This window comes from Actinomadura terrae (assembly GCF_022751215.1).
GTDB lineage: Bacteria > Actinomycetota > Actinomycetes > Streptosporangiales > Streptosporangiaceae > Spirillospora > Spirillospora terrae.
In genome coordinates this window covers 22,905-46,587 of record NZ_JAICDG010000011.1, presented here as the reverse complement: position 1 = coordinate 46,587, position 23,683 = coordinate 22,905, and the positions used below count along the sequence as shown (strand labels likewise).

The following is a 23,683-nucleotide window of genomic DNA, read 5'->3' as shown; positions in this document are numbered from 1 at the left end:
ACGGTCCCCACGGTGCAACTTCAACCGCGGTTGAAGTCAAGCAGCCGGTCACGGCCGGAGACTCCCACCTCCGCGAGCAGGTCGAGCAGCGATTCGTCGACGCCGCGGCGCGGCCGCCAGCCCAGCAGGCGATCGGCCAGGGAGATGTCCAGCTGCTGCCAGCGCGCCTTCGAGTCGGCGGCGCCGCCCCGCTCCGGCGAGGTGACCACCTCGACCGCGCCGCCGCTCAGCGCGACGAGGCGGTCGAAGAGGTGCCCGACCGGCAGGGCCTCGCCGCGTCCGATGTTGATGACGCGTCCCGCGGACGCCGGCTCCCGGACGGCGGCGAGCACCGCGTCGGCCACGTCCCGTACGTCCACGAAATCGCAGTGGCTCCTCAGCGGGCCCAGCCTGAGCGGCTCGGCGCGCGGGGCGGCCCCGCCTTTGGCCCGGGCGGCCCGATCGGCGGCGAGGGCCGCGGCGACCCGGCCCAACAGGCTGGCGCGGGGCGTGCCCGGGCCGAAGGCGTTGCCGGCCCGCAGCACCGTGCCGCCCGCGGGCAGCACGGCCTCCGTGGCGAGGAGCTTCGAACGCCCGTAGGCGTTGTCGGGCGCGGGCTCCCGATCCTCGCGGATCACCGTCCCGAACGGCACCGGGCCGTACTCGTGCACGGTGCCGATCTGCACCAGCCGGGGCGGGCGGGGCATCACCGCCACCACGTCGACCAGGCGCTGGACGAACCCGGCGTTCATCGCGAGCATCTCCCGCTCGGTGCTCTCCCAGACCCGGCCCGCCGCGTTCACCAGCACGTCCGGCGCGGCGTCGGCCAGCAGCGCCGCCAGGCGCCCGGTGTCCGCGGCCGCCAGGTCCAGGGGGCGGGGCGCGCCTCGCGCGACCGGCGTCACCCGGACGCCCGCCTCGCGGAACACGGCGCAGACCTGGCGTCCGATGAAGCCGGTGCCGCCCAGCACGACCGCCGAGCGGCGGATCACAGCAGGCTCTCGACCACGGCGAGTACCTCGGCGGGCGGCGGCAGCTCGCTCACCTCGCCCGCCAGGTCGGCCGCCGCCGCACGGAACGCGGGGTCGCCTATCAGCGTGCCGCACGCCGCCGCGCGGCCCTCCTCGCCCGGCATCAGCGCGACGCCCCGGTCGACGAGCCGCCGCGCCGGGGCCTGGAACGCGGGGGCCAGCGGCAGCACCAGCTGCGGCACCCCGGCGCTCACGGCCGTCATGGTGGTGATGCCGCCGCACGAGTGCACGATCGCCGCGCAGGTCGGGGCCACCACGTCCAGCGGCACCCAGCCGGCGTGCACGTCCCCCAGCTCGGCGCGCAGCGCGGCCGTGAGGTCGTCGGGGGCGGCGACCACCAGCTCGGCGTCGAGCCCGGAGAGCTCCTTGGCGAGCCCGAGCAGGAACTCGTAGCCGTACCGCCGGTAGTCGCCCGCCTCGGCCCTGTCGCCGCCCGAGATCCGCGAGCCCGCGGTGACGACGACGCGGGGGCGCGGCCCCGGCGTGTACATCCAGGGTTCGAGCGGCCGCTGGACGTTCCCCGGCCGCCACCGCATCGGCTGCGCGGCCGGGGCCCCGGGGAAGCGCAGGCTCGGCGGCGTGATGTCGACGAAGAGGTCGGGCGCGGGGAGCTCCGGTACCCCGAGCTCCTCGGCGGCGCCCCGGTCGACCTCGGCGAACTCGTTGCCGTCCCACGTCTGCCGGACGTGGGGGACGCCGAGCTCGGCCGCGAGCAGCGGCGCCGCGTAGGCCATCGTGCCGCCGACCACGGCGTCGGGACGCCAGACCTTCGCGAGCTCGCGCAGCACGGGAAGGCCCGCCTCCCCCATCCGGGCCGACCACGCGCCGGTGAACCGGTCCTGTGCCACCGGGTCGGCCGGGAAGACGGACGGCTCGCCGTGGCGGTCCTTGTAGATGAAGTCGCGCAGGGTCAGCTCCGTGACCGCGAGCGCGGGCAGCCCGACCCCGGTCGCCGCCCACACGGTCTCCCCGGTCACCCCCAGCATCACCTCGTGCCCGGCGTTCCGCGCGGCGGTGGCCAGCGGCACGAGGGCGAAGACCGTGGCCGGGCTGCCGCCCGCGAGGAAGAGGATCTTCATGGCTGCTCCAGGGGTACGGTCAGCAGACCGGCGTCGAGGGCTTCCAGCAGGGTCGGGGCCCCCGCGTCCAGCGCGGACCTGACCGGGGACCCGGTGAGCCCCCACGGCAGTGCGAGGGCCGGGTCGAGCGCGTTCACGTGGATCTGGGTGCCGGGGACGTACGTCGTCGAGACGGCGTAGGAGATGCAGGTGTCATCGGCCAGCGCGAGGAAGCCGTGCCCGAAGCCCTCGGGCACGAACACCGCGCGCCCGTTCCGCGCGTCGAGCCGGTTGCGCACGTGCGCCCCGAAGGTGGCCGAGCCCGGCCGGAGGTCGACGACGACGTCGAGCAGCTCCCCGCGCACGCAGGTGACGAGCTTGGCCTGGCCGGGCGGGCAGGCCACACCGTGCAGGCCGCGCAGCGTGTTCCTGCGGGAGGTCGAGTAGTTGATCTGCCGCACCTCGAACGGGCGGCCGGTCTCCCGTCCCAGCGCGTCGGCCCGGAACGACTCGAAGAACGCCCCCCGGTCGTCGCGGTGCCGCTCCGGATCGATCACGAAGACGGAGGGCAGCGCCGTTTCGGTGATCATTGTGCCGGGCCCCCGTCGCTCCTGAGGACGGCCAGGAAGTGCGCGCCCGAGCGCGGGTCGCCGTCGTGGAGCAGCACGGTCGCGTAGTCCCGTGCCCAGCGTTCGGCGTGCTCGGCGAGCGCCAGCCAGACGCCCGTGCAGTGCGCCCCGGGCGCGACCCGGTGGCAGGCGGTGGACGTCGCGCCCGCGACGGAGGGGTCCGCCCACGGGCCGAGCACCAGGAGCGTGCCGCCGGGGTCGGTGACCAGCGCGGCCAACCGTGCCGCGATCCCGTCGTGGCACTGGCCGGCGTCGCCGACGGCGAGCCCGCGACCCGGCCCGGGGCCGAACGCGAGCAGGGCGCCCGCGTCGCCCAGCCCGTTGCCGTCCACGACCGGGTCGCGGTGGGGCAGGGTCGTCTGGTCGAGCGCGCAGAGCAGGAAGCGCCGGGCCCGGCCCGCCTTCGCGTAGGCCAGGCCCATGCGGAGCGCGGTGAACGGCGCGCCGACGCCCTGGCCGGAGAGCGCGAAGCTGTGCGCACGCCCGCCGGTGCGCGCGTTGAGGTACGAGGCGACGATCTTGCGTGGCCGGGCGTCCGGCAGCCCGTGCGCGAGGATCACGAGATCGGGCCCTTCCCCGTCCGGCGGCAGCCGTTCGACCAGCAGGTCCACCAGATCGGCGTGGGCGACCTGGGGGCCGCGGCGCAGCAGGTCCGCCGAGACCGTCAGGCCGTACGCGCGGGCGATCGCCGCGGCGTTGTCGAGCGCCCCCTGGTCGTGCTCGTACGGGCGCGGGGGCGGCGCCGTCACGCCGACCGCCGCCTTGAGGGTCAGCGCCATCACCGGCTCCCGCCCGTATGGGTGAACACCATGGCGCCGTAGCTCATGCCGAGGCCCATGGCGAAGAAGAGGTAGTCACGCCCGGGCCTCAGTAGGCCCTCGGCGCGCGCCGTCACGTAGTTGATCAGGGCGTCGGACGCCATGCAGTGGCTGTAGCGCGGGATGTTGTCCACGAACACCCGGCCCGGCTCGAACCCCATCGCCGCGGGCGCCCCGGCCTCGCCCCAGAACGTGGCGTTCGCGTTGTGCGGGAGGACCAGGTCGACGTCGTCGACCGTGCGGTCCGCCAGCGCGAGGACCGCCTCGGTGAGCTCGCGGAGCACGCCGGGCCGTTCGGCGCCGGCCCGCTGGTGCTGCGCGGGCGTCATGTCGACACCGTCGCTGTACTCGCCGAACGTGCGGGCGGCGAACGAGCGCACCCGGTCGCCCGGGCCGTTCAGGGAGACCAGGCAGGAACCGGCGCCCTCGCCCAGCACGCACGCGTTGAACAGCACCTGCGAGCGGTCGCTGTAGATCTTCTCCCCCGTGACGACCAGCGCCCTGGCGGCGGGGTCGCCGTCGGCCCGCAGCAGCTCCCCCGCCATGTCGATGGCGCTGAGCGCGGCCGCGCAGCTCTGCGCGGTGAGGGCGCAGGCGGTGGCGCGGCGCAGGCCGAGCCGCCGGCGGATCTCCTCGGCGGAGTCCACGGTCGACGGGGAGACCACCGGCGAGGCGTGGGCGTACAGCAGGTACCTGACCGAGTCGGGGTCCTCGCCCGCCAGGACCTTCCGGGCGGGCGGCAGCACCAGGTCGTACGGGCCGAGGTCCGGGTCGTACCGCAGCCGGTCGAGGCCGTGCACGCGCCGGAACAGGTGCCGCTGCGCGGGGTTGAGGCCCACCGCGTCCGCCCGTTCCTCCACGGTGGTCTCGCGCTCGGGGAAGTGGATCGCGACCGCGTCAATGGTGGGCATCTGGAGTCCACCCCGCCGTCCCGCCGCTCACCGCTTGCCCTCGGCGTACTCTTTCGCGCGGCCGAGCGTGGCTGTGCTGTTGCCGCTGAGCGCCTTCCTCACGAACGCCTTGGCGCCCGCCACACCGGCCTCGCCGCCCAGGACGCTCGCGATGCCGTCCGGGTCGACGGCCACGGTGTGCTCGGAGGTGACGGTCACGCCGCCGCCGTCCGGCCGGATCAGCCAGTGGCCGGTGTGCAGGCTGAGCAGGGCGGGCAGCCCGGTCTGCTTGTAGACGATCCGCTCGTGCGGGAAGCACACCCGGACCGACCTGGTGGTGTGCACCGACCCGTCCGCGGTCCGGGTGTCCATCTCCAGGGTCTGAAGACCCGGTTCGTCCTCGGTGAGCGAGGCGCGGGCCACATGCGCCAGCCGCTTCTCCCACAGGTGCGCCTCGTTGAGGAAGTCGTAGACGTCCTCGGCCGACCCATCCACCCGGACGGTGTCCTCGAACGACAGCATCAGGTCGGCGGCCTTCGCGGTCGTCGCCCGCTCCACGCCGGCCTTCAGCGCCGCCAGCTCGGACCGGCTGTTTCGATCCACCGCCCGATCGATCCACGCGAGGCTTTCGGGATCGTCGTCGACGGCCCGGTAGTCGTGGAGCAGCCGGACCCGGCACCGGGCGCCGCCCTCGGGCTCGATCACCCACGTGCCGCCCATGGCGGCCACCGGCGGCGTGCTCACCTCCTGGCGGAAGCCGACGCGCAGCCGCTCGGGGTCGAGCGTGCGGCGCGACGTCCAGGTCCTGGGCTCGCCGTTGGCGGTCGCCCAGATCCGGATCCGCTCCTCGCGCTCACCCCGTTCGAGATGGGCGACGTGGACGGTCGGCGGGAAGACGCGCGGCCAGTTCCCCACCTCCGCGATGAACCGGTAGACGGCCTCGGCGGGCGCCGCCACCGTGATCTCGTGCTCGACTTCGCGCATGTCGCTCCTAGGAAGGTCGCCGGGACGCCGGTGCCGGCCGGGACGTCAGAAGTTGCCGAGGCCGCCGCAGACGTTGAGCGCCTGGGCGGTGATGGACGCCGCGGTGTCGGAGACCAGATAGCCGACCAGCCCGGCGACCTCCTCCGGGGTGGCGTAGCGGCCCAGCGGGATCTTGGCCGAGAACCTCGCCAGGACCTCCTCCTCGGTGGTTCCCCAAGCGGCGGCGTAGCCCTGCCGGACGCGTTCGGCCATCGGGGTCTCGACGTAGCCGGGGCAGACCGCGTTCACCGTGATCCCGGTCGGGGCCAGCTCGTTGCCGAGCGCCTTGGTGAAGCCGACGACCCCGTGCTTGGACGCCGAGTACGGGGCGCCGAGCACGACGCCCTGCTTGCCCGCCGTGGAGGCGATGTTCACGATCCGGCCCCGGTCCCGGTGCCGCATGCCGCCGGTGTTCAGGACCTCGCGGGTCATCCGGAAGACGCTGGTGAGGTTGGTGTCGATGACGTCGGACCACAGCTCGTCGGCGAGGTCGGCGGTCACCCCGCCGCCGCTCCGGCCCGCGTTGTTCACCAGCACGTCCACCGGCCCGAACCGGTCCACCGCCGCCTGGACGAACCGCCCGACCTCGGCCGCGTCCCGCACGTCGCAGGCGGCGCCGTCGACCTGAAGCCCCTCCTCGGTGAGGCGCTTGACCGTGGCCGCTACGTTCTCCGCCGTGCGGGCGCAGAGGAACACGCGGTGGCCCTGCTCGCCGAGGACGCGCGCGACGGCGAGGCCGATCCCGCTCGTCGCCCCCGTGACGACGGCGTGCGGCTGCTGCGGTTGGGACATGTCAGCTCCTTGGGGTTCGCTGTCCGCTCCTTGAGGTCCTTGGGATTCGCCGTCGGCGGTCAGGCCACGCCCGTGGCGCGGAGGCCGGCGTTGACGACGCCGATCAGGGCGCGCGGCGTCCGCGCGTCGGCGACGGCCGCCTCGTCCAGCCGCACGCCGTGCTCGCGTTCGATGCGGCCGGCGGTCTCCAGCAGCGCCAGCGAGTCGTAGCCCAGCTCCTCGAAGCCGGCGTCGAGGATGTCGCCGTCGAGCCCGGGCACCTCGCCGGCGACCTCGGCCAGCACCCGCCGGAGATCCGGCAGCGTGAACTCCTGCTCAGCCATGGGTGGTTCCTCTCGTTCGGTTGCGTCGGGAAGCGCGAAGCGCGCGCCAGGAGGCGCGGAGCGCGAGTCAGGCAGCGCGGAGCGCGAGCGCGGAGTTGAAGCCCCCGTGGCCGCGGGCCAGCACCAGCGCCGCGCGGACGGACGCGGGCCGGGCCTCGCCCGTGACCAGGTCCAGCTCGTGCTCGGCGGCCGGTGCCACGTGCACCGTGGGCGGGATGATCCGGTCCCGCATCGCGAGCAGGGCGGCCGCCAGGTCGAGCGGGCCCGCCCCGGAGTAGAGGCGGCCGGTCATCGTCTTGGGCGCGGTGACCGGCACGCCGTGCGGGCCGAAGACCGCGGTGATCGCCTCGGCCTCGATCCGGTCCAGCTCCGGCACCGCCGCCGCGTCGGCGAAGACCACGCCGATGTCGGCGGGGACCAGGCCGGCGTCCGCGAGCGCCAGCTCGATCGCGCGCCGCAGCGCGGGCGGCCGTCCGCTGCCGGGCTTCGGGTCGAACGTGGCGGCGTACCCGGCGATCTCGCCGTAGACCCGCGCGCCCCGTCCGGCAGCGGACGCGGCGTCCTCGACGGTGAGGATGGCGCCGCCCTCGCCCGCCACGTGCCCGCAGGCCGCCGCGTCGAAGGGCAGGTACGCGCGGTCGGGCCGGTCGCCGCGGCTCAGCCGGCCGGCGGCCAGCTGAGCCGCCCAGCCCCACGGGCAGATGGAGCCGTCGACGCCGCCGGCGAGCATCAGGCCGGTGCCCTTGCGGATCTGCCGCCGGGCCTGGGCCACGGCGTCCAGGCCGCCCGCCTGGTCGCTGACGACGACGCTCGACGGCCCGCGCATGCCGTTGCGGATCGAGATCTGGCCGGTGTTGACCGCGTAGAACCACGCGAACGACTGGTAGCCGCTGACATGCCGGCTGCCCTTGCTCCACAGGTTCTGCAACTCGCGCTGGCCGAACTCGAAGCCGCCCGACGACGCCGCCGTGGCGACGCCCATCCCGTACTCGGGCAGGTCCACCGGGTCCACCCCGGCGTCCCGCAGCGCCCAGTCCGCCGCGACCAGCGCCAGCCGCGTCATGTGGTCGGTCTGCGGGAGCAGCCGGCTCGGCAGGTGGTCCGCGGGCACGAACCCCGGCACCTCCCCCGCGAGCCGGGCCGGATAGGCGGCCGGGTCGAATCGGGTGACGCGGGCGATGCCGCTGACGCCGTTCCGCGTCGCCTCCCAGAAGTCCGCCGTGCCGAGGCCGTTGGGGGCGGTCACGCCGATCCCGGTGACGACGGCGCTCATGCCGCGGTGGTCCGCTCGGGTGCGGCCAGCACCATCGCGCTCTGGAAGCCGCCGAAGCCGCTGCCGACCGTCAGCACCACGTCGGTGTGCTGCTCGCGCGCGGTCAGCGGCACGTAGTCCAGGTCGCACTCGGGGTCGGGGGTGTGCAGGTTCGCGGTCGGCGGCACCACGTCCCGGTCGATCGCGAGCAGCGACGCCGCGATCTCCAGCGAGCCGATGGCGCCCAGCGAGTGGCCGATCATCGACTTGATCGAGCTGACCGGCACGCGGTAGGCGTGCTCGCCCAGGCTGCGCTTGAACGCGGCGGTCTCGTGCCGGTCGTTCTGCCTGGTACCCGACCCGTGCGCGTTGACGTAGTCGACGTGCTCGGCGGGCATCCGGGCCTCCGCCAGGGCCGCGCCGATGGCCTCGGCCATCTCCCGGCCGTCCGGCTTCAGGCCGGTCATGTGGCTGGCGTTGCAGCGCGACGCGTATCCCGCGAGCTCCGCGTAGATCCGCGCCCCGCGGCGGCGCGCGCTCTCCAGCTCCTCCAGCACGAACATGGCCGCGCCCTCGCCCAGCACGAAGCCGTCCCGGGTGCCGTCGAACGGCCGGGAGGCGTGCTCCGGGTCGTCGTTGCGCGGGGTGGTCGCCTTGATGGCGTCGAAGCAGGCGAGCGTGATCGGGGAGATCGGCGCGTCGGTCGCACCGGCGATCATCACATCGGCGGTGCCCTCCCGGATCAGTTCGGTCGCGTACCCCACCGAGTCCAGGCCCGAGGTGCAGCCGGTGGAGACCACCACCACCGGGCCCTCGGCGCCTACCGCCCACGCCACGTCGGCCGCGAAGGAGCTCGGCACCAGGTAGTCGTAGAGGTGCGGCACCACGTATCCGTGATCGACGGTCCAGAGCCGGGCGTCGTCGCTGACGACGCGGTACTCCTCCTCCAGCCCCGTCGTCGCGCCGACCGCGCTGCCGACGGTGACGCCGGTGCGGGCGAGGTCGGCCTCGCCGAGGACCAGGCCGCTGTCGGCCAGCGCCTCGCGCGTGGCGACGACGGCGAACTGCGCGGCCCTGTCCATCCGCCGGATCTCCTGCGGGGTCAGGCCGTGCGCGGCGGGGTCGAAGTCGCACTCCGCCGCGACCTGGGACCGGAACGGCGAGGGATCGAAGAACGTGATCCCCCGCGTCGCGGTCCGGCCGTCGGTGAGCAGGCCCCAGTAGTCCTTCGCGCCCAGCCCGCCCGGGGCGAGCACGCCGATCCCGGTGACGACCACCCGCCGGGTCACCGCGGATCCCAGTGGTAGAAGCGCGCGGCCATCGCGTCCGACGGGCCGCGCCAGCCCGGGTCGTACGGCGTGATGAACGGCTTGAGGTCCGCGCTGATCCGCTTGAACAGCGGGTGGGACTTGGCCTCCTCGATCGCGTCGCCGCCGTGCTCGGAGTCGAAGTCCTGTAGGTGGAAGTACAGGCCCCGGTACTCGAACAGCTGCCGGCGCCGGGTGCCCATGAGGTGCGGCATGTCCGTCCTGTCGAACTCGGCGAAGAGCCGCGCGACCTCGCCGCTCGCCGCGTCGGCGATCCTGGCGACGATCAGGGTGCTGTGCATGTTCGTCTCTCCTCTCGGCTCTCTCCTCACGCGTGCGGACGCCGGCCCCAGACGGAGAACAGGAGGGTGGTGACGTCGCGCCCCTCCGGGCGGTCCATCGCGTCGACGAACTCTCCGATCTCCTCGGCGGTCAGCAGACCGCCGTCGATCAGGGGCCGGCCCTGGAGCTCCAGGCGCGCCCGCATCAGGGCGTTCTCCGTCTCGCCCTGCCCCGGGCCGAGCGGCCGGACGTGGGTCTCCACCGACGTCAGCCCGGCCCTCGGGAGCGCGGACGGCAGGCGGCGGCCGACGCGGGGGTCGGCGCCGCCGCGCTCGAACGCCTCCAGGTACGCGCCCACCACGGCACGCCCGTTGGCCGACGGGCTGTCCGCGGCGGGCATGAAGTAGAAGTCCTCGGCCAGCAGCCAGCCGCCGGGCCGGAGCCAGCCCACCGCGCGGGCGATCAGCTCGTCCGGGTCGGGGACGAGCGAGAGGACGGCCCGGATGAGGACGAGGTCCAGCGACCCGGGCTCGTCCGGGCCCTCTGCCGTGATGTCCGCCCGCTCGACGATCAGGTTCTCCGCCCGGCCCGCGTCGAGCCGGCTGATGTCGGTGTCGACGGCGACGACCGACCCCCGCGGCACCCGGTCGGCCAGCCAGTACGCCATCGACCCGCCGCCGGAGCCCACGTCGAGGCAGTTCCAGGTCGGTTCGAGCGGCAGGCCCTCGATGATCCGGGTCGTCAGCGGGTCGTAGTTGCGCTCCCAGAGCCGGGTGATGACGACCTCACTCGACTCTGCTGGTCCCGGGGCTTCCGTCAACGCCATGTCTGTTTCCCTTCGGTGCCGTGATCCTGATCGACGGAGATCGCGCCGCTCGGGCAGCAGTCCGCGACGTCCCGTGCGGCCTCGATGCGGCCGGGGTCGGCGAGGTACCGCTCGTTCGCCCCGGCCAGGCCGTCGCCCGCGAGCGTGAACAGCTCCGGCGCCATCGCCGCGCAGAGGCCCGAGCCGACGCAGGCCTCGCGGTCGATCCGCAGCCGCGCCCTCACCGCCTCACCCCGCCCGCCCCGCCCGCCCCGCCGGGACGGACTCGACGGGGAGCCGCTCGATACGGCGCATCGCCCAGTTGTCGATGTAGCGGATCTCCTCGCGCGGGAGCGCGAGCTCCAGGCCGGGGAAGCGCGTGAACAGGGCCGGAATGGCGATCTCGCCTTCGAGCCGGGCGAGCGCCGCGCCAAGGCAGTTGTGCAGGCCGTGGCCGAGGGCCAGGTGGCGTGCGCCGGCGCGGGTGATGTCCAGCCGGTCCGGGGCGTCGAACCGGCGCGGGTCGCGGTTCCCTGCCAGGATCGCCGCGATGACCGGGGCACCGGCGGGCAGCTTCGTCCCGTCCAGTTCCATGTCCTCGGTGACCAGCCGGAAGAGCGCGGTGCTCAGCGCGCCCTCGTAGCGCAGCAGCTCCTCGACCGCCGACGGCGCGAGCTCGGGGCGCCGGCGGAGCAGCGCGGCCTGCCCGGGGTGGTCGAGCAGCGCCAGCGCCGCGTTGCCGACGAACGCGCGGATCGTGTCGCTGCCGGCCAGGATCATGGCCGCCACGAGCGCGACCAGCTCCTCCCGGGAGAGGCGGTCGCCCGCCTCCTCGGCGCGCACGAGGTCGGAGACCAGGTCCTCGCCCGGCGCGGCGCCCTTCTCGGCGACGAGCTGCGCGGCATACCCGCAGATCCGCGCCATGCCCTCCGGCACCCGCTCCATCAGCGCCGGGTCGGACGGGAACACCGTGGCCAGCGTCTCGACCAGTTCTTCGTGGCGTTCGATGCGGAGGCCGAGGACCTCGCCCATCACCCCGGCGGACACGACGCCGCCGTAGTCCTCCATGACGTCGAAGCGCCCGAGCTCCCGGCAGTGGTCGAGGGCGGCGGCGACCGTCCGCGTGACGATCCCCCGCCACTCCTCGACGCGCCGCGGCGTGAACGCGCGCATCGCGAGGCGGCGCAGGCGGGTGTGGGCGGGCGGGTCGACGACCGTGACCGCCTTCTCCAGCACACTGCCGGCCCCGGAGACCAGCCCGGCCGCCTTGAACTCCTCGCTCCCCCAGGTGCCGCCCTCGGAACTGAACCGCGGGTCGCCCAGGACCGTGCGCACGTCCTCGTAGCGCGTCACGATCCACATCCGGACGTCACCGGCCGGGAACCGGAACTCGTGCACCGGCGAGTTGTCCCGGAGCCAGGCGAACGTGGGGTAGGGGTCCTGGTAGTAGGCGGGACTCAGCAGTGCGGCCGGGGGTCCTGATCCAGCCATCGTCGGCCTCCTTCACAGGGGGATGTGCGGGGTCGGGTCACGCGCCTTTGCGGAAGTCGGCGGTGACGCGGCAGACGAGGTACTCCGGCGGCGCGACCTCCAGCCGGGCGATCTCCTGCTGGCCCTCGGCGATCCGCGGGTCGGCCATCCAGGCCCGGTAGGCCGCCTCGTCCACCCACATCGGGTAGTTGACGAACGTCCTGCCGTCAGGGCTGAGGTAGGGCGTGGCGGAGATGAAGCCGGGGAAACCGCGTTTCCACGCGCCGCTGTCGCCGAGCAGTTTCAGCACCGCGTCGGCCGAGTCGCGGCCCGCGAAGTGCCGGGTCGCGACGGCCACGATCCCCGGCGCCCGTCCGGCCGCGGGTCCGTGCAGCCCCGGGGCGGCGGTGCCTCCGAACGTGGTCGTGGACAGTACGCCCCGGTGGCCGGCGAGCCCGCTCGTGGCGCGGTGGGACGCCTCGTCTGGCCACACCGCGCGGATCACGACGGCGCCGCCGTCCAACGCGGTGTGGATACGGGCGGACACCGGGCCGGGCCAGACCGCCAGCTCGCACCCGGCCGCCTCGACGAGGGCGGCGTCGGTCGCGGCGCCGTCGGTGCGGAAGATCTCGAACGTGACGAACCCGGGCTCGGCGGCCCCGGCCGCCTCAGCGGAAGGCATCCGCGTTCTCCCTCGCCCAGTCGCGGAACGTGCGCGCGGGCCTGCCGGTGACCTCCCGGACGACGTCCGAACCGACCTCGGGCTCGCGGGTGAGCCGCTCGAAGTAGTCGAGCGCGCCGTCGGCGTAGTCGGGCGGCCAGCCCGCGGCGACCATCTGCTCGCGCGCGGCGCCGGCGTGGACGTCCACCCATTCGAGCTCGCGCCCTGTCTCCTCGCCGATGATGCGCAGCTGCTCCTTCTGCGTGAGCGACTCGGGGCCGGTGACCAGGTAGCGCGCGCCCGCGTGGCCGTCGCTCGTGAGCGCCCGCACGCCGACCGCCGCGAGATCGCCCTCGTGGACGGACGTTCGCGCGGCCGCGCCGTAGGGGAAGCGGACGATGCCCCCGTTGCGGACCTGGGGGGCGAAGCCGAAGGCGTTCGCCATGAACCCGGTCGTGCGCAGGAACGTCCACTCCAGGTCGGAGGTGTGGTCCTCGACCAGTCCCTCGAGGTAGGCGTGGCAGTTGTTGTCGCGCGGCTCCAGGCCGATGTGCACGCCGACGGACGAGACCAGGACGAGGCGGCGCGCCTGCTTCTCGATCTTCTTCAGGACGGTCAGGGCGGTCGCGGTGCCGAGGGTGAAGAACGGCCACATCCAGAAGACCCCCTTGACGCCTTCGAGCGCGGCGTCGATCGAGTCCGGGACGCCCAGGTCGCCTTCGAATATCTCCACCCTCTCGGGCAGCCTGCCGACATGGGGATCGTCCTTGAGCACCAGCGCTCGGACGGAGACGCCCGCCTCCAGCAGGTGGGCGGCGGCGTGCGGGCCGACGTTGCCGGTGGCCGCGGTGATCAGGACCTTGCAGGGCGCGCTCATGGAGTTCTCCTTCCAACCCGTCAGCCGAGCAGCGTGCCGCCGCTGGCGTCGATGAAGGCCCCCGTCACCCAGCGGGCGTCGTCGGAGGCGAGGAACGCGACCACGTCGGCGATGTCGGCGGGCTCGCCGATCCGGCCGAACACCGACAGCCGCGCCATCTGCTCGACGGCCTCCGGGATGTCGAAGACCGGGCTGCCGTTGCGGGTGATACCGGGCGCCACGCTGTTGATCGTGATGTGGCGCGGCGCGAGGAACTTGGCGAAGTGCAGGGCGAGCTGCTCCACGGCGCCCTTGGTCATCGCGTACGCGATCTCGTCGGGGTTGGCGAACCGGGTGAGCCCGGACGAGATGTTGATGACGCGGCCGCCGGACGCCAGGTTGGGCAGCGCGCGCTGGATGACGAAGAACGGCGCCTTCGCGTTGACCGCGAACAGCTCGTCGAACTTCTCCGGCGTGGTCTCCTCGGGGGCGACTCCGCCCATCACGCCGGCGTTGTTGACCAGGATGTTCAGCTCGACCGATCCGGTGCGCTCCTTGAGGCCCCGCTCGAGTTCGAGGAAGAGCTGGTGGACGTCGCCCGGCCTGCCGAACTCGGCCTGCACGGTGAACGCCCGGCCGCCGTCCTTCTCGATCGCGGCGACGACCTCCTCGGCGGCCTCCCGTCCATGCGAGTAGTGCACCGCGACCAGCGCTCCCGCACCGGCCAGCCGGGCCGCGATCTGCCGCCCGATCCCGCGGCTCGCGCCCGTGACCAGGGCCGTCCTGCCGGCGAACTGCTCCATTTCCGCACTCCGTTCACAGTTGGCTGAGGTGGTGGGCGCGGTGGGCGCGGAGAAGGCGCCCGTCGCCGGGCGGCCGAACCAGCGCTCCAGAGCCCCGCGCAGGCCCGTCGATCCGGTGGCGGACGCCCAGGCGACGTAACCGTCCGGGCGTATGAGACGGGCCCCGTCATCGGAGCCCCGCGCCGTGACCACGGCGACCCGGTCCGCCCAGGGGGCGGCGACGCCGCGCAGCTCCCCGGCGGGATCGAGGAGCAGGCCGCGGCCCGTCCGGAGGAGCGCGGCGGTGCTCGTCGGGACCGCCTCGATCCAGAGTTCGCCGGGCGGATGGCGGTATCCGAGGAGCGGGTGCCCGGCGTCCCGGTCCTCCCCGGCGTCGTAGCGGACGTCGAGCCCGGAGATCGTTCCGGCGAGGTGGCGGCGGACGTGCTCATGCCCCATCAGCTCGGCGAACACCGCCCGCACGGCCTCGGTCTCGGGGCCGCCGAGCAGCAGCGTCGCCTGCGCCCCGATGTTGCCGAGCACCCGGGCGCCGACCGCGTGCCGCTCGTCGTGGTAGCTGCCGAGCAGCCCGCCGGACGCCGCGCCGCGCACGTCGAGGGCGAGCTTCCACCCCAGGTTGAAGGCGTCCTGGAGGCCGAGGTTGAGGGCCTGGCCGCCGGCGGGCAGTTGCAGGTGGGCCGCGTCGCCCGCGAACAGGACCCTGCCGTGGCGGTAGGAGGCCAGCAGGCGGGACGCGTCGCCGAAGGCGTTCACCCACAGCGGCGTGCCGTGGCCGATGTCCTCGCCGGTGACGCGGCGCCACACGTCCCGTACCTCGCCGAAGTCCGGTGCCCCGGCGGGACGCGAGGCGGCCGCGCGGCCGAACTCGTGCGCCATGACGCGGGTGACGCCGTCGCCGCGCCGCGCCGCGATCGCCAGGCCGCCGGGCAGCCACTCGAACCGCCGGTCGGGGATCTCGATGCCGTCGACGTCCGCCCGGATCAGCTCGCGGCGGGCGTCCCGTCCCGGGAACTCCGCGCCGATGAGCGCGCGCACGGTGCTTTGCTCACCGTCGCAGCCGACAAGGTACTGGGCGCGGAGGCGGGCCGGACCCTCCGGCGTGCGGGCCACGGCGTCCACGTGATCGGGGTGCACGGTGATGCCGCGCAGGTCGTGGCCGCGCCGGAGGTCGGCGCCGAGGGAGAGCGCCCAGCAGCGGAGCACGGCCTCGGTGGTGGTCTGCGGCACCTTCCACTGGCCGGGGTAGGGGCCGGGCAGCGTCAGGTCGAGCGAGATGCCGCCGAAGTGCCCCATGACCTCGTTCGGCAGCGGCCCGAACGCCTCCAGGAGCCCCCGGCTGTCGAAGATCTCCATCGTCCGGGCGTGCAGGGTCGACGCCCGGGACTCGGTCGCCGGTTCGGCGCGTCGTTCGAGGACGACGACGTCCACCCCGCCGAGCCGCAGCTCACCGGCGAGCAGCAGGCCGACCGGGCCCGCGCCGACGATGACGACCTGGGCGGCGGTCCGCGCCCCGGTCATGTGCCGCTGGACCGCGCGGCACCGAACCAGCGGTGGAGCGCCATGGGCAGGTCGCCGTGGCTACCGGGCGCCGCCCACGCGACGTGGCCGTCGGGCCGGACGAGGACGGCGGCGGTCCCCTCGGGCCAGCCTCCCGGCGTCGCGCCGCCCGGTTTGGCGGTCACCACGTCCACGCGGTCGGCCCAGCCCGCGGCCCGGCGGCGCAGGCCCGGGTTGTCCTCCAGGTCGAGCAGGACGCCGCGGCCGGCGTGCAGCGCCTCACTGCTGCTCCGGAACCCCGCGTCGCCGTCCAGCTTCAGGTTGGGCATGCGCCTGCCGAGCAGCGGGTTGGCGCCACCGCCCATGTCGTACCGGATCTCCAGTCCGCTGACCATGGCGGCGAGGTGCCGGGACACGTCCTCGTAGCCGACGAGCTCGGCCATCACGTCCCGCAGCGGCTGCACCTCCGGGCCGCTGAGGAAGAGCAGGCCCTGGGCCTGGGTGTTCATGAGCAGCCGCCGGCCGACGGGGTGCCGCTCCGCGTGGTAGGTGTCGAGGAGGGACGCGGGGGCTCGGCCCCGGGCGACGGCGCCGAGCTTCCAGCCGAGGTTCACCGCGTCCTGGATGCTCGTGTTCATGCCCTGGCCGCCGGCGGGCAGGTGGATGTGCGCGGAGTCGCCCGCGAGGAGCACCCGGCCGCGGCGGTACTCGGTGACCTGGCGGGTCGCGTCGCCGAACGCGCTCACCCAGACCGGTTCGCCGTGCGCGATGTCGTCGCCGGTGAGCCGCTTCCACGCGGCGGCGACCTCGTCGAAGGCGGGCGGCGCGGTCCGCCGCCGCGGCGGGGTGCCGCGCTCGCAGACGATGAGCCGGGTGACGCCGCCCGGCAGCGGGCCCACCATGACCATGCCGCCGGGGAGCGTCTCGCCGATCATGCGCGGTTCGAGGTCCAGCCCCTTGACGTCGGCGAGGTACATCTCCATCGTCGCCGCCGTCCCGGGGAAGTCGAACCCGGCGGCCTTGCGGACGACGCTGCGGCCGCCGTCGCAGCCGACCAGGTGGGGCGCCGTCAGCGTGCGCGTGCCCGGCGGCCCCTCGGCCTCCACCTCCACCCTGTCGTCGAGGTTCTTGACCGAGACCACCGCGTGGCCCCGCCGGATGTCGCCGCCGAGACCGGTGACCCACTCCTCCAGCACCCGTTCGGTCTGCGACTGCGGGACGGACTTGGCGGCCTGGTGGGCGCCGTCGAGCACGCCGAAGTCCACCGGCACGCCACCGAAATGGCCCAGATCACTGACCTCGATCGCACCGAACCGCGGCAGCAGCCCGCGCTGGTCGAACACCTCCATCGTGCGCGCGGTGAACCCGAGCCCGCGCGACTCCCCGGTCCGCTCCGCCAGCCGTTCGAGGACCACCACGTCGACCCCGGCCAGGCGCAGCTCACCGGCGAGCATCAGGCCGGCCGGACCCGCTCCCACAACGATCACTTCGGCGTCCACGTTGGCCTCCTCGGCTCCGCGGCACCCACCGGTCCTGCGGGGGCGGTGGGCGGAAACACTTGTCGGGACGATAGGCAATAGCTTCTTCAGGAGGGCACGGAATAGCAAGAGGGTGATCTTCTAAGTTTTCACAAAGCGAGTCCTCGGCAACGCTAGCGGATTTTAGATCAGCCGCGGCTTAGCATTTCTAGGCGGAACTTAGCGAACTTCTCATGATGCCGTCTTGTTGCCGATGAAAGCGGCTGGCTAACGTGTGCCGCGTGGAATATCGGATCTGTGAGGTGGCGCGCTGCCACCGGGAGGCGCCGCGCGGGGCACGGCTGTGCCGCGGTTGCGTCCAGGCGCTCGCCGGCGACCTCTCCCGCCTCCCCGGCCTCTACGACGAGTGCGGCCGCCTCCTCGGCGGTTCCGACCCGCGCGCCGCGGTGGGCCGGACGTCGGGCGGCCCCATGCCCGGCCTCCCGTTCAACACCACCGCCGCCGACGCCCGCGAAGCCGTCCGCGGCGTGCTCGGCTCGTGGTGCGGCCTGGTCGCCGAGGAGCGCCGTGTCACCCGGCCGCGGCGCACGGCCGCCGAGCTGGCCCGCTTCCTGACCAGGCATCTCGACTGGCTCCGCGCCCACGAGACGGCCGCCGAGTTCGCCCAGGAGATCGCACGGCTCGTCCGGACGACCCGCCGCGTCACCCGGTCGGACCGCCGGCGCCGCATACCCGTCGGCGCCTGCGTGGAGGCCGGCTGCCCGGGCGACCTGGTCGCCCTTGTCGCTTCGGACGGCCCGGCCGCTTCGGACGGCTCGGCCGCCCTGGACGGCTCGGCCGCCGCCCCGCAGGAGTCACCGGGCGAGATCGTCTGCTCCGCCGACGCCGCGCACCGGTGGGCCGCACACGAATGGCTTCACCTCAGCCGCCATTTGGACCGTCCCGAGGCTCCGTCGGAAGAAGCCGCTCCCGCCCCTTTGAAAACCCGTTCCGCATGGCTGACGGCGACCGAGGTGGCGTGCCTGTGGCGCCTGCCGACCGGCAGCGTCTACCGGCTCGCCAGCGAACACGAATGGAACCGGCGCAGCCGGTCGGGCCGCACCTATTACGACACCGCCGACGTGGAACGGACCTTCGCCAAACGCGCCGCCAAGAGCCTTTGAGTTTCAGGGTTTCAGACGATTCCAGGGGATGGCTCTGAGCGCATTCGGCACCTGGCGCGCGTGAGCGGAGCGGTCACGACGCCTTGTCGGGGCCGATCGTCACCTCGTCCGGCTCGATGAGCGGGAACGTACAGCGCGCGTCCACCCCGCGCCCGCCGGGGGCCTCCTCCACGGTGAGGTTGCCGCCGTTCGACCCGACGAGCATGGTGGCGATCGCCAGCCCCAGCCCGCGCCCCTCACCGCTCTTCTGGTCGCCGCGCCAGCCGCGCACGGTGGCGTGCTCCCGTTCCTCCGGGGTCATCCCCCGCCCCTCGTCCACCACCCTCAGGGTGGTGTCGCGCTTGCCGACCTGCACCGAGACGATGATGGTGCCCGCGCGGGGCGAGTGCCGGACCGCGTTGTCCAACAGGATGTCCAGCAGCTGCTCGAGCATGCCGTGCCGCGTCAGGATGGTCGGTTTGCCGTGCAGCAGCGTCCTGATCCCGATGTTGCGCCGATCCACGACGTCGGTCCAGGCGCCCACCCGCTGCGACACGACGTCGCACACGTCCACCTCGATCGGCGGGCTGGCCTCGATCAGCTTGGCGAGTTCGAGATGCTCGGTCAGCGTGCCGTGCAGGCGTTCGACGTCCGTCAGGGCACGGGCGTACAGCCGCTCGCCCGTCTCGTCCAGATGCCCGGCCATGCCCTCCAACCGGGTCTGTAACAGCTGGAGTTCGGTGCGCAGCTGGTGGGCCACGTCGGCGACGAAGAACGCGTTCCCCTGCTGGGCCGTGGCCAGGTCCTGGATGCACTCGAACAGCTCGCGGAACATGGGCGGCGCCCGGTGCGCGGCCAGCAGCTCGACGTCGCCGCGCTTGACCTCCCGGATCACCTTGTCGAACGCCGGGCCCGGCGCGAGCACCCACAGCGTCAAGGGGACGGCCATCGCGCCCACGACGCCCAGGGTGCACATTCCGATCCCGACCGTGACCATCCAGTGCCCGACGAGCAGCCCCTCCGCCAGGACGGCCACCAGCAGGGTCAGCAGGATCAGCGTCAGCTGTTTCAGGAAGATCCGGGCCCACATGTCAGTCGAGACTCCTCACCGCGATCGTGAACCAACCCGCACGCCGGCTGGAGGGCCTCAGGAGCCCACGACGCGGAAGCCCACGCCCCGCACGGTCTCGATGAGACCCGCGACGCCGAGCTTCTTGCGCAGCCCCGTCATGTGCACGCCCAGGGTCCTGGTGTCCCCCGCCCCGTCGTGGCCCCAGACCTCCCTCATGATGTGCTCGCGCGTGAACGTCCGCCCCGGCTCGTGGGCCAGGAGGGCGAGCAGTTCGAACTCCTTGCGCGTGAGCGTCACCTCCTCCCCGTTGACGAGCACCCGCCGCCGCAGCAGGTCGAGGGTGACCTCCCCGAACTCCTTGACGGACCCGCCGGCCGACCAGGCCCCTCGCGCGCGCCGCATCACCGCCTCGATCCGGGCCGCCAGCTCGTGGAACCGGTACGGCTTCACGACGAAGTCGTCCGCCCCCATGCGGAGCCCGAGCACCCGGTCGAACTCGTCGTTCCGGCCGCTGATGATGATGATCGGCACCGTCGAACTGGCGCGGATCGTCTGGCAGACCGCGAAACCGTCGATGTCCGGGAGCATGAGATCGAGCAGCACCACGTCCGCTTCGGCGAAGTGATCGAGCGCCGCCCTCCCCCGGTCCACGGTGACGGTGTCCATCCCCTGCTCGACCAGTCGCTCTGACAACTCGTCTCGGAATTCGGCGTCGTCTTCGATGAGCAGTACACGCATACACGCCCCCGGGCTAAGTCAGCGAAGAACAGCTGCCCGCTAATGGCCGGGCAGCCGAACTTGGTGAACTTCGATCACGCACACAGCAACGAAAGGATGTCAGGAATGGACTCCGCGGTCCGTGCGTTACTTCGGCAAGTACCGTCAGACGGCCAGGCCGGTAGGCTGCCACGACGGGGCGCTGCCGCGACGTTCCAAACGAACGGGAACCTGGGTTGCTCACCTCTTGGTACGGGAATCAACTTGATACTGTAATCAACATCCTATCCGGGCTTGTTGATTCAAGTAGCTCATACGGCGCCCGCCAGCGTCAAGCTTGCTCCAGCAATGTGCCGGCACCCGCCGGTCCATGACCTGAGCAGCCGCCCAAATGGGACTACTACAGTCGGCAACCGCTTGTTGACAGCGGAGGGATGCTGTGTCAGTCCGACAGCCACCGAAAACACTGGGCGACAAGATCAACTGGTTGATTTGCCACATGTGGCCACCCGACATCGAGCCCGCGGCATCCGACGCGGAAGTCGCCGCCTCCCTGCGGAAAGCGACCGGGGAGGACATCTCCCGCTCCACCATCTGGAAGCTGCGCACGAATCGGCAGCCGAATCCCACTCTGCGGACCCTGAGAACACTTGCTACCTTCTTCAAGGTGCCTATCGGCTACTTCGGCGACGGGCAGGAGGCCGAAAGGCTTGAGGGCCAACTCACGCTGCTCGTGCTGATGCGCGAGGGCGGCGTCGACACCGCGACCCTGCGGACGCTCGCGGACCTGTCACCCGAGGGAAGACAGATGATCAACGAGATGATCGCAAGCGCCGCGCGCATGGAGCGGCACCGCTCTTCCGGGCCGTCCAGGAACCAGGCTGACCAGGGGCGGGACGAGTCGCGATGATGTCGGCGAGGTCATCTGCGGTCTTCGGGTAAGGTCCGTTTCCGGAAGCGGGAGGTCGCGCGTTGAGCGATCGGGACGTGCGTGAACGGTGCCGGGCACTGATCGACACCTTGGAGATTCCGGTGCCCTTCGATCTCGACGAGTTCCGCCTCGGACTCGAACGGCGGCGCGGGCGTTCGATCTACATGATTCCGATCACGACCGTGCCCGGGGCGCCGTGCGGCATGTGGGTCCGCACCGCCGGCTCCGACTATGTGTTCTATGAGCAGGGCACCTCGCCGCTGCATCGGCGGCACATCATCATGCACGAGATAGGCCATATGCTCTTCGGCCACCAGGCCCGGTCCGATCCCGACGCGGACGTCCCCGAAACCCTCCTGCCCGACCTGGACCCCGAGTTGGTCAGGAGCATGCTCGGCCGGACGGTCTATGACAGCATGCAGGAACTGGAAGCGGAGACGTTCGCCGACCTGGTATCAGTGATCATTGATATGCCGTCTTCGCGGAACCCCGACGCCGCACGGGGCGCGCAGCCCGAGCAGACCGATATCGTTTCCCGGATCGAACAGACGGTCGGCGAGCACCGCCGCCGGTGACAACGAGGCCGATCGGCCCCATCGAGAGGCAGGTGTCTCCGCATGCTCTATGACATTATGGAGTGGAGCTGCATGATCGGCGCTTTTCTGGCGTTACTCTACACGCTCCCCCGGTTGGCACGCCATTTCACCGACGCGGCGGTCGTCGCCGTCAGCGTCTACTTCGCCTGCTCGTTCCTGAGCTTCTTTCTGGGGCTGGACTTCGTCTGGCCCCACCTCGCCGACCTGTTCGGATTCCGGAACATCACCACGATCATGATCCACTGCATCGTGGTCGTCCTGACCGCCGCCCAGCAGGTCGTGCTGGTGCACTGGTCATATCCGCCGAAACTCGCCGGGGCCAAGGCCCGAAAACGCGTGCTTGCCTTCGGCATGATGATCATCATATTGATCGCCATGTTCGTGTTCGCGCTCCCTTCCAGGCGCCATGACGCCGAGACCGCGAGCCTGCTGAACATGCAGAACCCTCGCTATTGCGCGTACCTCTACCTCTATCTCGGCGTTATCGCGGTCGGGCAGATCATCACCATGCGGCTGTCGGTCCACTACGCCGGCATCGCCCCCCGCGCCTGGCTGCGGCGCGGTATGTGGATCGTGGCCGCCGGCTCGTGCTTCATCCTGGTCTACTGCGCCGTCCGCTACATGGAGATCATCGGCGTGCAGAGCGGCGCGGACATGGAACGCCTGGACGCGGTGCAGTGGTTCGCCGGCGACGTCGGCTCCCTGCTCGAACTGGTGGGCTGGACCATCCCCGGGTGGGGGCCGTGGCTGTCCCGCGCCCGGCGGTGGGGCGCGGACTATCGCGCCTACCGGCGGCTGCACCCGCTGTGGGCCGTGCTCTGCGAGACCTCCCCCATGATCGTCAAAGCGCCCCAGCGCTCGCGGCTGGCCGACCATCTGCCCCCGCGCGATCCCGAACACCGCCTCTACCGGAGGGTCATCGAGATCCTCGACGGGCAGCTGGCCCTGCGTCCCTACCTCCATTCCGGGGATGCCGAGGAGGCCCAGCGCCAGGCGCGGGAATCCGGATTCCACGAGGAGGCCTGCCAGGCCACCGCGGTAGCGCTCCAGCTGCACGCGGCGCTGCGCGCGAAGGCCGAGGGCCAGGCGTCCCCCGATCCGTCCGTGACCTTCTCCAGCGCACCCGGCGACGACCTGCGCGACCAGGTCCGATGGCTGACCATGGTCGCCGAGGCGTTCACGCGGACGCGACCGGCCAGGACCACCGCCTCCGCGTCCGGAGCGCCCCGCATATGACGGGTGCCGCGCCGCGTCCCCCCGGCGGGGAGGAGGCTTCCCACCTCCTGGTGTCGGCTCCCGGGACGGCGGACGACCTCGCGCCCGCCGACGCGGACTACGCCGACGCGTTGCGGCAGAAGGTGCAGCAGCTCGTGGCCCTGGATGTGCGGTTCGGCGGGGATCAGACCTCCGACCTGGCCATGCGCGCCCTGGTCGCGGTGTCCCGGGACCTGGAGCTGCGCGGCGTCCGGCGGCGGGCCGAACACGACGTCCAGGCGGCCGTGGCCGAACTCGCCGAGGTCACCGGGTGGCTGCTGTGCGACGCCAACCGGCACGCGCTGTCCTACCGCGTCAACCGGCGGGCGCTCGACCTCGCGCGCGGGGCGGGCGACCGGTCCATGGAGCTGTTCGTCCTCCACAACATGAGCCTTCAGGCCACCTACCTGAGACGCCCCGCCATGACCCTGGCGCTGGTCGAACCGATCCTCGACCGCGGCCGCCTCACCCCGCGGCTGGCCGCGATGTTCCAGCTCAGAGTGGCTCGGGCGGATGCGCAGAGGGGTCTGCGCACCGAGGCGACCCGGACGCTGAGCCTGGCCGTCGGCCTGCTCTCCGAAGGCGTCAGCGACCGCGATCCCGGCTGGGCGTGGTGGGTGTCCGAACGCGGCTTCACCCACGCCACGGGCGCGATGCTCGGCAGCCTCGGCGACTGGAGGGCGGCGATCGACCCCGTCCAGCGGGCTCTGGCGGCGGCTCCCCCGGAGGCGCGACGGGACCGCTTCCTCTACCTGTGCATCCTCATGCACGCGCAATTGAACGCGGGAGCCTGGCGGGACGCCGAGACCACCGCCGACGATCTCATTCCATTGCTGGGAAGCGTACGTTCAAGCCGACCCTTGACCAGGCTCGCCACCACCCTCACCCAGTTCTACCGGCATCCGGCACCACCGCGCGGAACGCGCCACACGGTCGGCGACATCCGGCAGATCGTCGACCGGTGGCAAGGCCCGGCGGACCATCGCTGAGGCCGGCGGCGTGTCCCCGACGGGAGGA

The 23,683-nt window shown here is 72.7% G+C and carries 23 protein-coding genes and 2 pseudogenes; 5 read left to right on the top strand and 20 right to left on the bottom strand.

What is annotated here, in order from left to right; all coding sequences use genetic code 11:
* Nucleotides 1-20: 20 nt before the first annotated feature.
* The 18 genes from K2F47_RS39510 to K2F47_RS39425 all read right to left on the bottom strand — a co-directional run bounded on the left by K2F47_RS39510 (nucleotide 21) and on the right by K2F47_RS39425 (nucleotide 16,975).
* Complete coding sequence (locus K2F47_RS39510; protein ID WP_242911386.1) at nucleotides 21-971, bottom strand: NAD-dependent epimerase/dehydratase family protein; 951 nt, start codon at nucleotides 969-971, stop codon at nucleotides 21-23.
* Nucleotides 968-2,089, bottom strand: a complete 1,122-nt coding sequence (locus tag K2F47_RS39505; protein ID WP_242911385.1) for a glycosyltransferase — start codon at nucleotides 2,087-2,089, stop codon at nucleotides 968-970. Before K2F47_RS39505 ends, K2F47_RS39510 begins: the two co-directional genes overlap by 4 nt.
* On the bottom strand, nucleotides 2,086-2,658 hold the full coding sequence (locus K2F47_RS39500; protein ID WP_242911384.1) for a dTDP-4-dehydrorhamnose 3,5-epimerase family protein: 573 nt from the start codon (nucleotides 2,656-2,658) through the stop codon (nucleotides 2,086-2,088). The genes K2F47_RS39505 and K2F47_RS39500 overlap by 4 nt, the downstream gene beginning before the upstream one ends.
* Nucleotides 2,655-3,476, bottom strand: coding sequence for a hypothetical protein (locus K2F47_RS39495; protein ID WP_242911383.1), 822 nt, complete (start codon nucleotides 3,474-3,476; stop codon nucleotides 2,655-2,657). Before K2F47_RS39495 ends, K2F47_RS39500 begins: the two co-directional genes overlap by 4 nt.
* Nucleotides 3,476-4,426: a 3-oxoacyl-[acyl-carrier-protein] synthase III C-terminal domain-containing protein gene (locus K2F47_RS39490; RefSeq protein ID WP_242911382.1), complete on the bottom strand. Its 951-nt coding sequence runs from the start codon at nucleotides 4,424-4,426 to the stop codon at nucleotides 3,476-3,478. The genes K2F47_RS39495 and K2F47_RS39490 overlap by 1 nt, the downstream gene beginning before the upstream one ends.
* Before the next feature lie 27 nt (nucleotides 4,427-4,453).
* Entirely contained in the window at nucleotides 4,454-5,389 is a 936-nt protein-coding gene (locus tag K2F47_RS39485; RefSeq protein ID WP_242911381.1) for an aromatase/cyclase, read from the bottom strand.
* A gap of 45 nt (nucleotides 5,390-5,434) precedes the next feature.
* The gene (gene fabG / locus K2F47_RS39480) at nucleotides 5,435-6,220 is read right to left on the bottom strand and encodes a 3-oxoacyl-ACP reductase FabG (protein WP_242911380.1); all 786 of its coding nucleotides are present in this window, start codon (nucleotides 6,218-6,220) and stop codon (nucleotides 5,435-5,437) included.
* Between the two features lie 59 nt (nucleotides 6,221-6,279).
* Nucleotides 6,280-6,543 carry an acyl carrier protein gene (locus K2F47_RS39475; protein ID WP_242911379.1) on the bottom strand — a complete coding sequence of 88 codons (264 nt, stop codon included), beginning with the start codon at nucleotides 6,541-6,543 and terminating at the stop codon, nucleotides 6,280-6,282.
* A 67-nt stretch (nucleotides 6,544-6,610) separates the two neighbouring features.
* Nucleotides 6,611-7,816: a ketosynthase chain-length factor gene (locus K2F47_RS39470; protein ID WP_242911378.1), complete on the bottom strand. Its 1,206-nt coding sequence runs from the start codon at nucleotides 7,814-7,816 to the stop codon at nucleotides 6,611-6,613.
* Nucleotides 7,813-9,084 (bottom strand): beta-ketoacyl-[acyl-carrier-protein] synthase family protein, encoded by a 1,272-nt coding sequence (locus tag K2F47_RS39465; RefSeq protein ID WP_242911377.1) that lies wholly within the window; start codon nucleotides 9,082-9,084, stop codon nucleotides 7,813-7,815. The genes K2F47_RS39470 and K2F47_RS39465 overlap by 4 nt, the downstream gene beginning before the upstream one ends.
* Nucleotides 9,081-9,404 (bottom strand): TcmI family type II polyketide cyclase, encoded by a 324-nt coding sequence (locus K2F47_RS39460; protein WP_242911376.1) that lies wholly within the window; start codon nucleotides 9,402-9,404, stop codon nucleotides 9,081-9,083. Before K2F47_RS39460 ends, K2F47_RS39465 begins: the two co-directional genes overlap by 4 nt.
* A gap of 26 nt (nucleotides 9,405-9,430) precedes the next feature.
* Nucleotides 9,431-10,210: a class I SAM-dependent methyltransferase gene (locus K2F47_RS39455; protein ID WP_242911375.1), complete on the bottom strand. Its 780-nt coding sequence runs from the start codon at nucleotides 10,208-10,210 to the stop codon at nucleotides 9,431-9,433.
* On the bottom strand, nucleotides 10,201-10,434 hold the full coding sequence (locus tag K2F47_RS39450; protein ID WP_242911374.1) for a ferredoxin: 234 nt from the start codon (nucleotides 10,432-10,434) through the stop codon (nucleotides 10,201-10,203). Before K2F47_RS39450 ends, K2F47_RS39455 begins: the two co-directional genes overlap by 10 nt.
* A 4-nt stretch (nucleotides 10,435-10,438) precedes the next feature.
* Nucleotides 10,439-11,680: a cytochrome P450 family protein gene (locus tag K2F47_RS39445; RefSeq protein ID WP_242911373.1), complete on the bottom strand. Its 1,242-nt coding sequence runs from the start codon at nucleotides 11,678-11,680 to the stop codon at nucleotides 10,439-10,441.
* A 37-nt stretch (nucleotides 11,681-11,717) separates the two neighbouring features.
* A complete protein-coding gene (locus K2F47_RS39440) occupies nucleotides 11,718-12,341 on the bottom strand; it encodes a putative quinol monooxygenase (RefSeq protein WP_242911372.1) in 624 nt (207 codons plus the stop codon).
* Complete coding sequence (locus tag K2F47_RS39435) at nucleotides 12,328-13,197, bottom strand: SDR family oxidoreductase (protein WP_242911371.1); 870 nt, start codon at nucleotides 13,195-13,197, stop codon at nucleotides 12,328-12,330. The genes K2F47_RS39440 and K2F47_RS39435 overlap by 14 nt, the downstream gene beginning before the upstream one ends.
* Before the next feature lie 20 nt (nucleotides 13,198-13,217).
* A complete protein-coding gene (locus K2F47_RS39430; protein WP_242911370.1) occupies nucleotides 13,218-15,497 on the bottom strand; it encodes an SDR family oxidoreductase in 2,280 nt (759 codons plus the stop codon).
* Complete coding sequence (locus K2F47_RS39425; protein WP_242911369.1) at nucleotides 15,494-16,975, bottom strand: FAD-dependent monooxygenase; 1,482 nt, start codon at nucleotides 16,973-16,975, stop codon at nucleotides 15,494-15,496. Before K2F47_RS39425 ends, K2F47_RS39430 begins: the two co-directional genes overlap by 4 nt.
* A 260-nt stretch (nucleotides 16,976-17,235) precedes the next feature.
* On the opposite strand from K2F47_RS39425, the gene K2F47_RS39420 reads away from it, so the two are divergent.
* A complete protein-coding gene (locus K2F47_RS39420; RefSeq protein ID WP_242911368.1) occupies nucleotides 17,236-18,117 on the top strand; it encodes a hypothetical protein in 882 nt (293 codons plus the stop codon).
* Nucleotides 18,118-18,190: 73 nt separating this feature from the next.
* On the opposite strand, the gene K2F47_RS39415 is transcribed toward K2F47_RS39420, so the two are convergent.
* On the bottom strand, nucleotides 18,191-19,186 hold the full coding sequence (locus K2F47_RS39415) for a sensor histidine kinase (RefSeq protein ID WP_242911367.1): 996 nt from the start codon (nucleotides 19,184-19,186) through the stop codon (nucleotides 18,191-18,193).
* Nucleotides 19,187-19,243: 57 nt separating this feature from the next.
* The gene (locus K2F47_RS39410) at nucleotides 19,244-19,906 is read right to left on the bottom strand and encodes a response regulator transcription factor (RefSeq protein ID WP_242911366.1); all 663 of its coding nucleotides are present in this window, start codon (nucleotides 19,904-19,906) and stop codon (nucleotides 19,244-19,246) included.
* Nucleotides 19,907-20,324: 418 nt separating this feature from the next.
* Between K2F47_RS39410 and K2F47_RS39405 the strand changes: the two genes are divergently transcribed.
* The 4 genes and pseudogenes from K2F47_RS39405 to K2F47_RS39390 all read left to right on the top strand — a co-directional run.
* Nucleotides 20,325-20,795, top strand: coding sequence for a helix-turn-helix domain-containing protein (locus K2F47_RS39405; RefSeq protein ID WP_242911365.1), 471 nt, complete (start codon nucleotides 20,325-20,327; stop codon nucleotides 20,793-20,795).
* Between the two features lie 62 nt (nucleotides 20,796-20,857).
* Nucleotides 20,858-21,391 (top strand): hypothetical protein, encoded by a 534-nt coding sequence (locus tag K2F47_RS39400; protein ID WP_242911364.1) that lies wholly within the window; start codon nucleotides 20,858-20,860, stop codon nucleotides 21,389-21,391.
* Nucleotides 21,392-21,433: 42 nt separating this feature from the next.
* Nucleotides 21,434-22,582 (top strand): annotated as a pseudogene (locus K2F47_RS39395) (MAB_1171c family putative transporter); the annotation flags it as partial.
* Nucleotides 22,510-23,655 (top strand): annotated as a pseudogene (locus tag K2F47_RS39390) (NsdA family TPR-like regulatory protein); the annotation flags it as partial. The pseudogenes K2F47_RS39395 and K2F47_RS39390, both read left to right, overlap by 73 nt.
* Nucleotides 23,656-23,683 lie beyond the last annotated feature (28 nt).

Excerpts from the sequence above, each read along its gene's own strand:
- K2F47_RS39505 (WP_242911385.1), bottom strand. The coding sequence starts at position 2,089 with ATGAAGATCCTCTTCCTCGCGGGCGGCAGCCCGGCCACGGTCTTCGCC.
- K2F47_RS39500 (WP_242911384.1), bottom strand. The coding sequence starts at position 2,658 with ATGATCACCGAAACGGCGCTGCCCTCCGTCTTCGTGATCGATCCGGAG.
- K2F47_RS39495 (WP_242911383.1), bottom strand. The coding sequence starts at position 3,476 with ATGGCGCTGACCCTCAAGGCGGCGGTCGGCGTGACGGCGCCGCCCCCG.
- K2F47_RS39490 (WP_242911382.1), bottom strand. The coding sequence starts at position 4,426 with ATGCCCACCATTGACGCGGTCGCGATCCACTTCCCCGAGCGCGAGACC.
- K2F47_RS39485 (WP_242911381.1), bottom strand. The coding sequence starts at position 5,389 with ATGCGCGAAGTCGAGCACGAGATCACGGTGGCGGCGCCCGCCGAGGCC.
- fabG (WP_242911380.1), bottom strand. The coding sequence starts at position 6,220 with ATGTCCCAACCGCAGCAGCCGCACGCCGTCGTCACGGGGGCGACGAGC.
- K2F47_RS39475 (WP_242911379.1), bottom strand. The coding sequence starts at position 6,543 with ATGGCTGAGCAGGAGTTCACGCTGCCGGATCTCCGGCGGGTGCTGGCC.
- K2F47_RS39470 (WP_242911378.1), bottom strand. The coding sequence starts at position 7,816 with ATGAGCGCCGTCGTCACCGGGATCGGCGTGACCGCCCCCAACGGCCTC.
- K2F47_RS39460 (WP_242911376.1), bottom strand. The coding sequence starts at position 9,404 with ATGCACAGCACCCTGATCGTCGCCAGGATCGCCGACGCGGCGAGCGGC.
- K2F47_RS39455 (WP_242911375.1), bottom strand. The coding sequence starts at position 10,210 with ATGGCGTTGACGGAAGCCCCGGGACCAGCAGAGTCGAGTGAGGTCGTC.
- K2F47_RS39445 (WP_242911373.1), bottom strand. The coding sequence starts at position 11,680 with ATGGCTGGATCAGGACCCCCGGCCGCACTGCTGAGTCCCGCCTACTAC.
- K2F47_RS39440 (WP_242911372.1), bottom strand. The coding sequence starts at position 12,341 with ATGCCTTCCGCTGAGGCGGCCGGGGCCGCCGAGCCCGGGTTCGTCACG.
- K2F47_RS39435 (WP_242911371.1), bottom strand. The coding sequence starts at position 13,197 with ATGAGCGCGCCCTGCAAGGTCCTGATCACCGCGGCCACCGGCAACGTC.
- K2F47_RS39430 (WP_242911370.1), bottom strand. The coding sequence starts at position 15,497 with ATGACCGGGGCGCGGACCGCCGCCCAGGTCGTCATCGTCGGCGCGGGC.
- K2F47_RS39415 (WP_242911367.1), bottom strand. The coding sequence starts at position 19,186 with ATGTGGGCCCGGATCTTCCTGAAACAGCTGACGCTGATCCTGCTGACC.
- K2F47_RS39410 (WP_242911366.1), bottom strand. The coding sequence starts at position 19,906 with ATGCGTGTACTGCTCATCGAAGACGACGCCGAATTCCGAGACGAGTTG.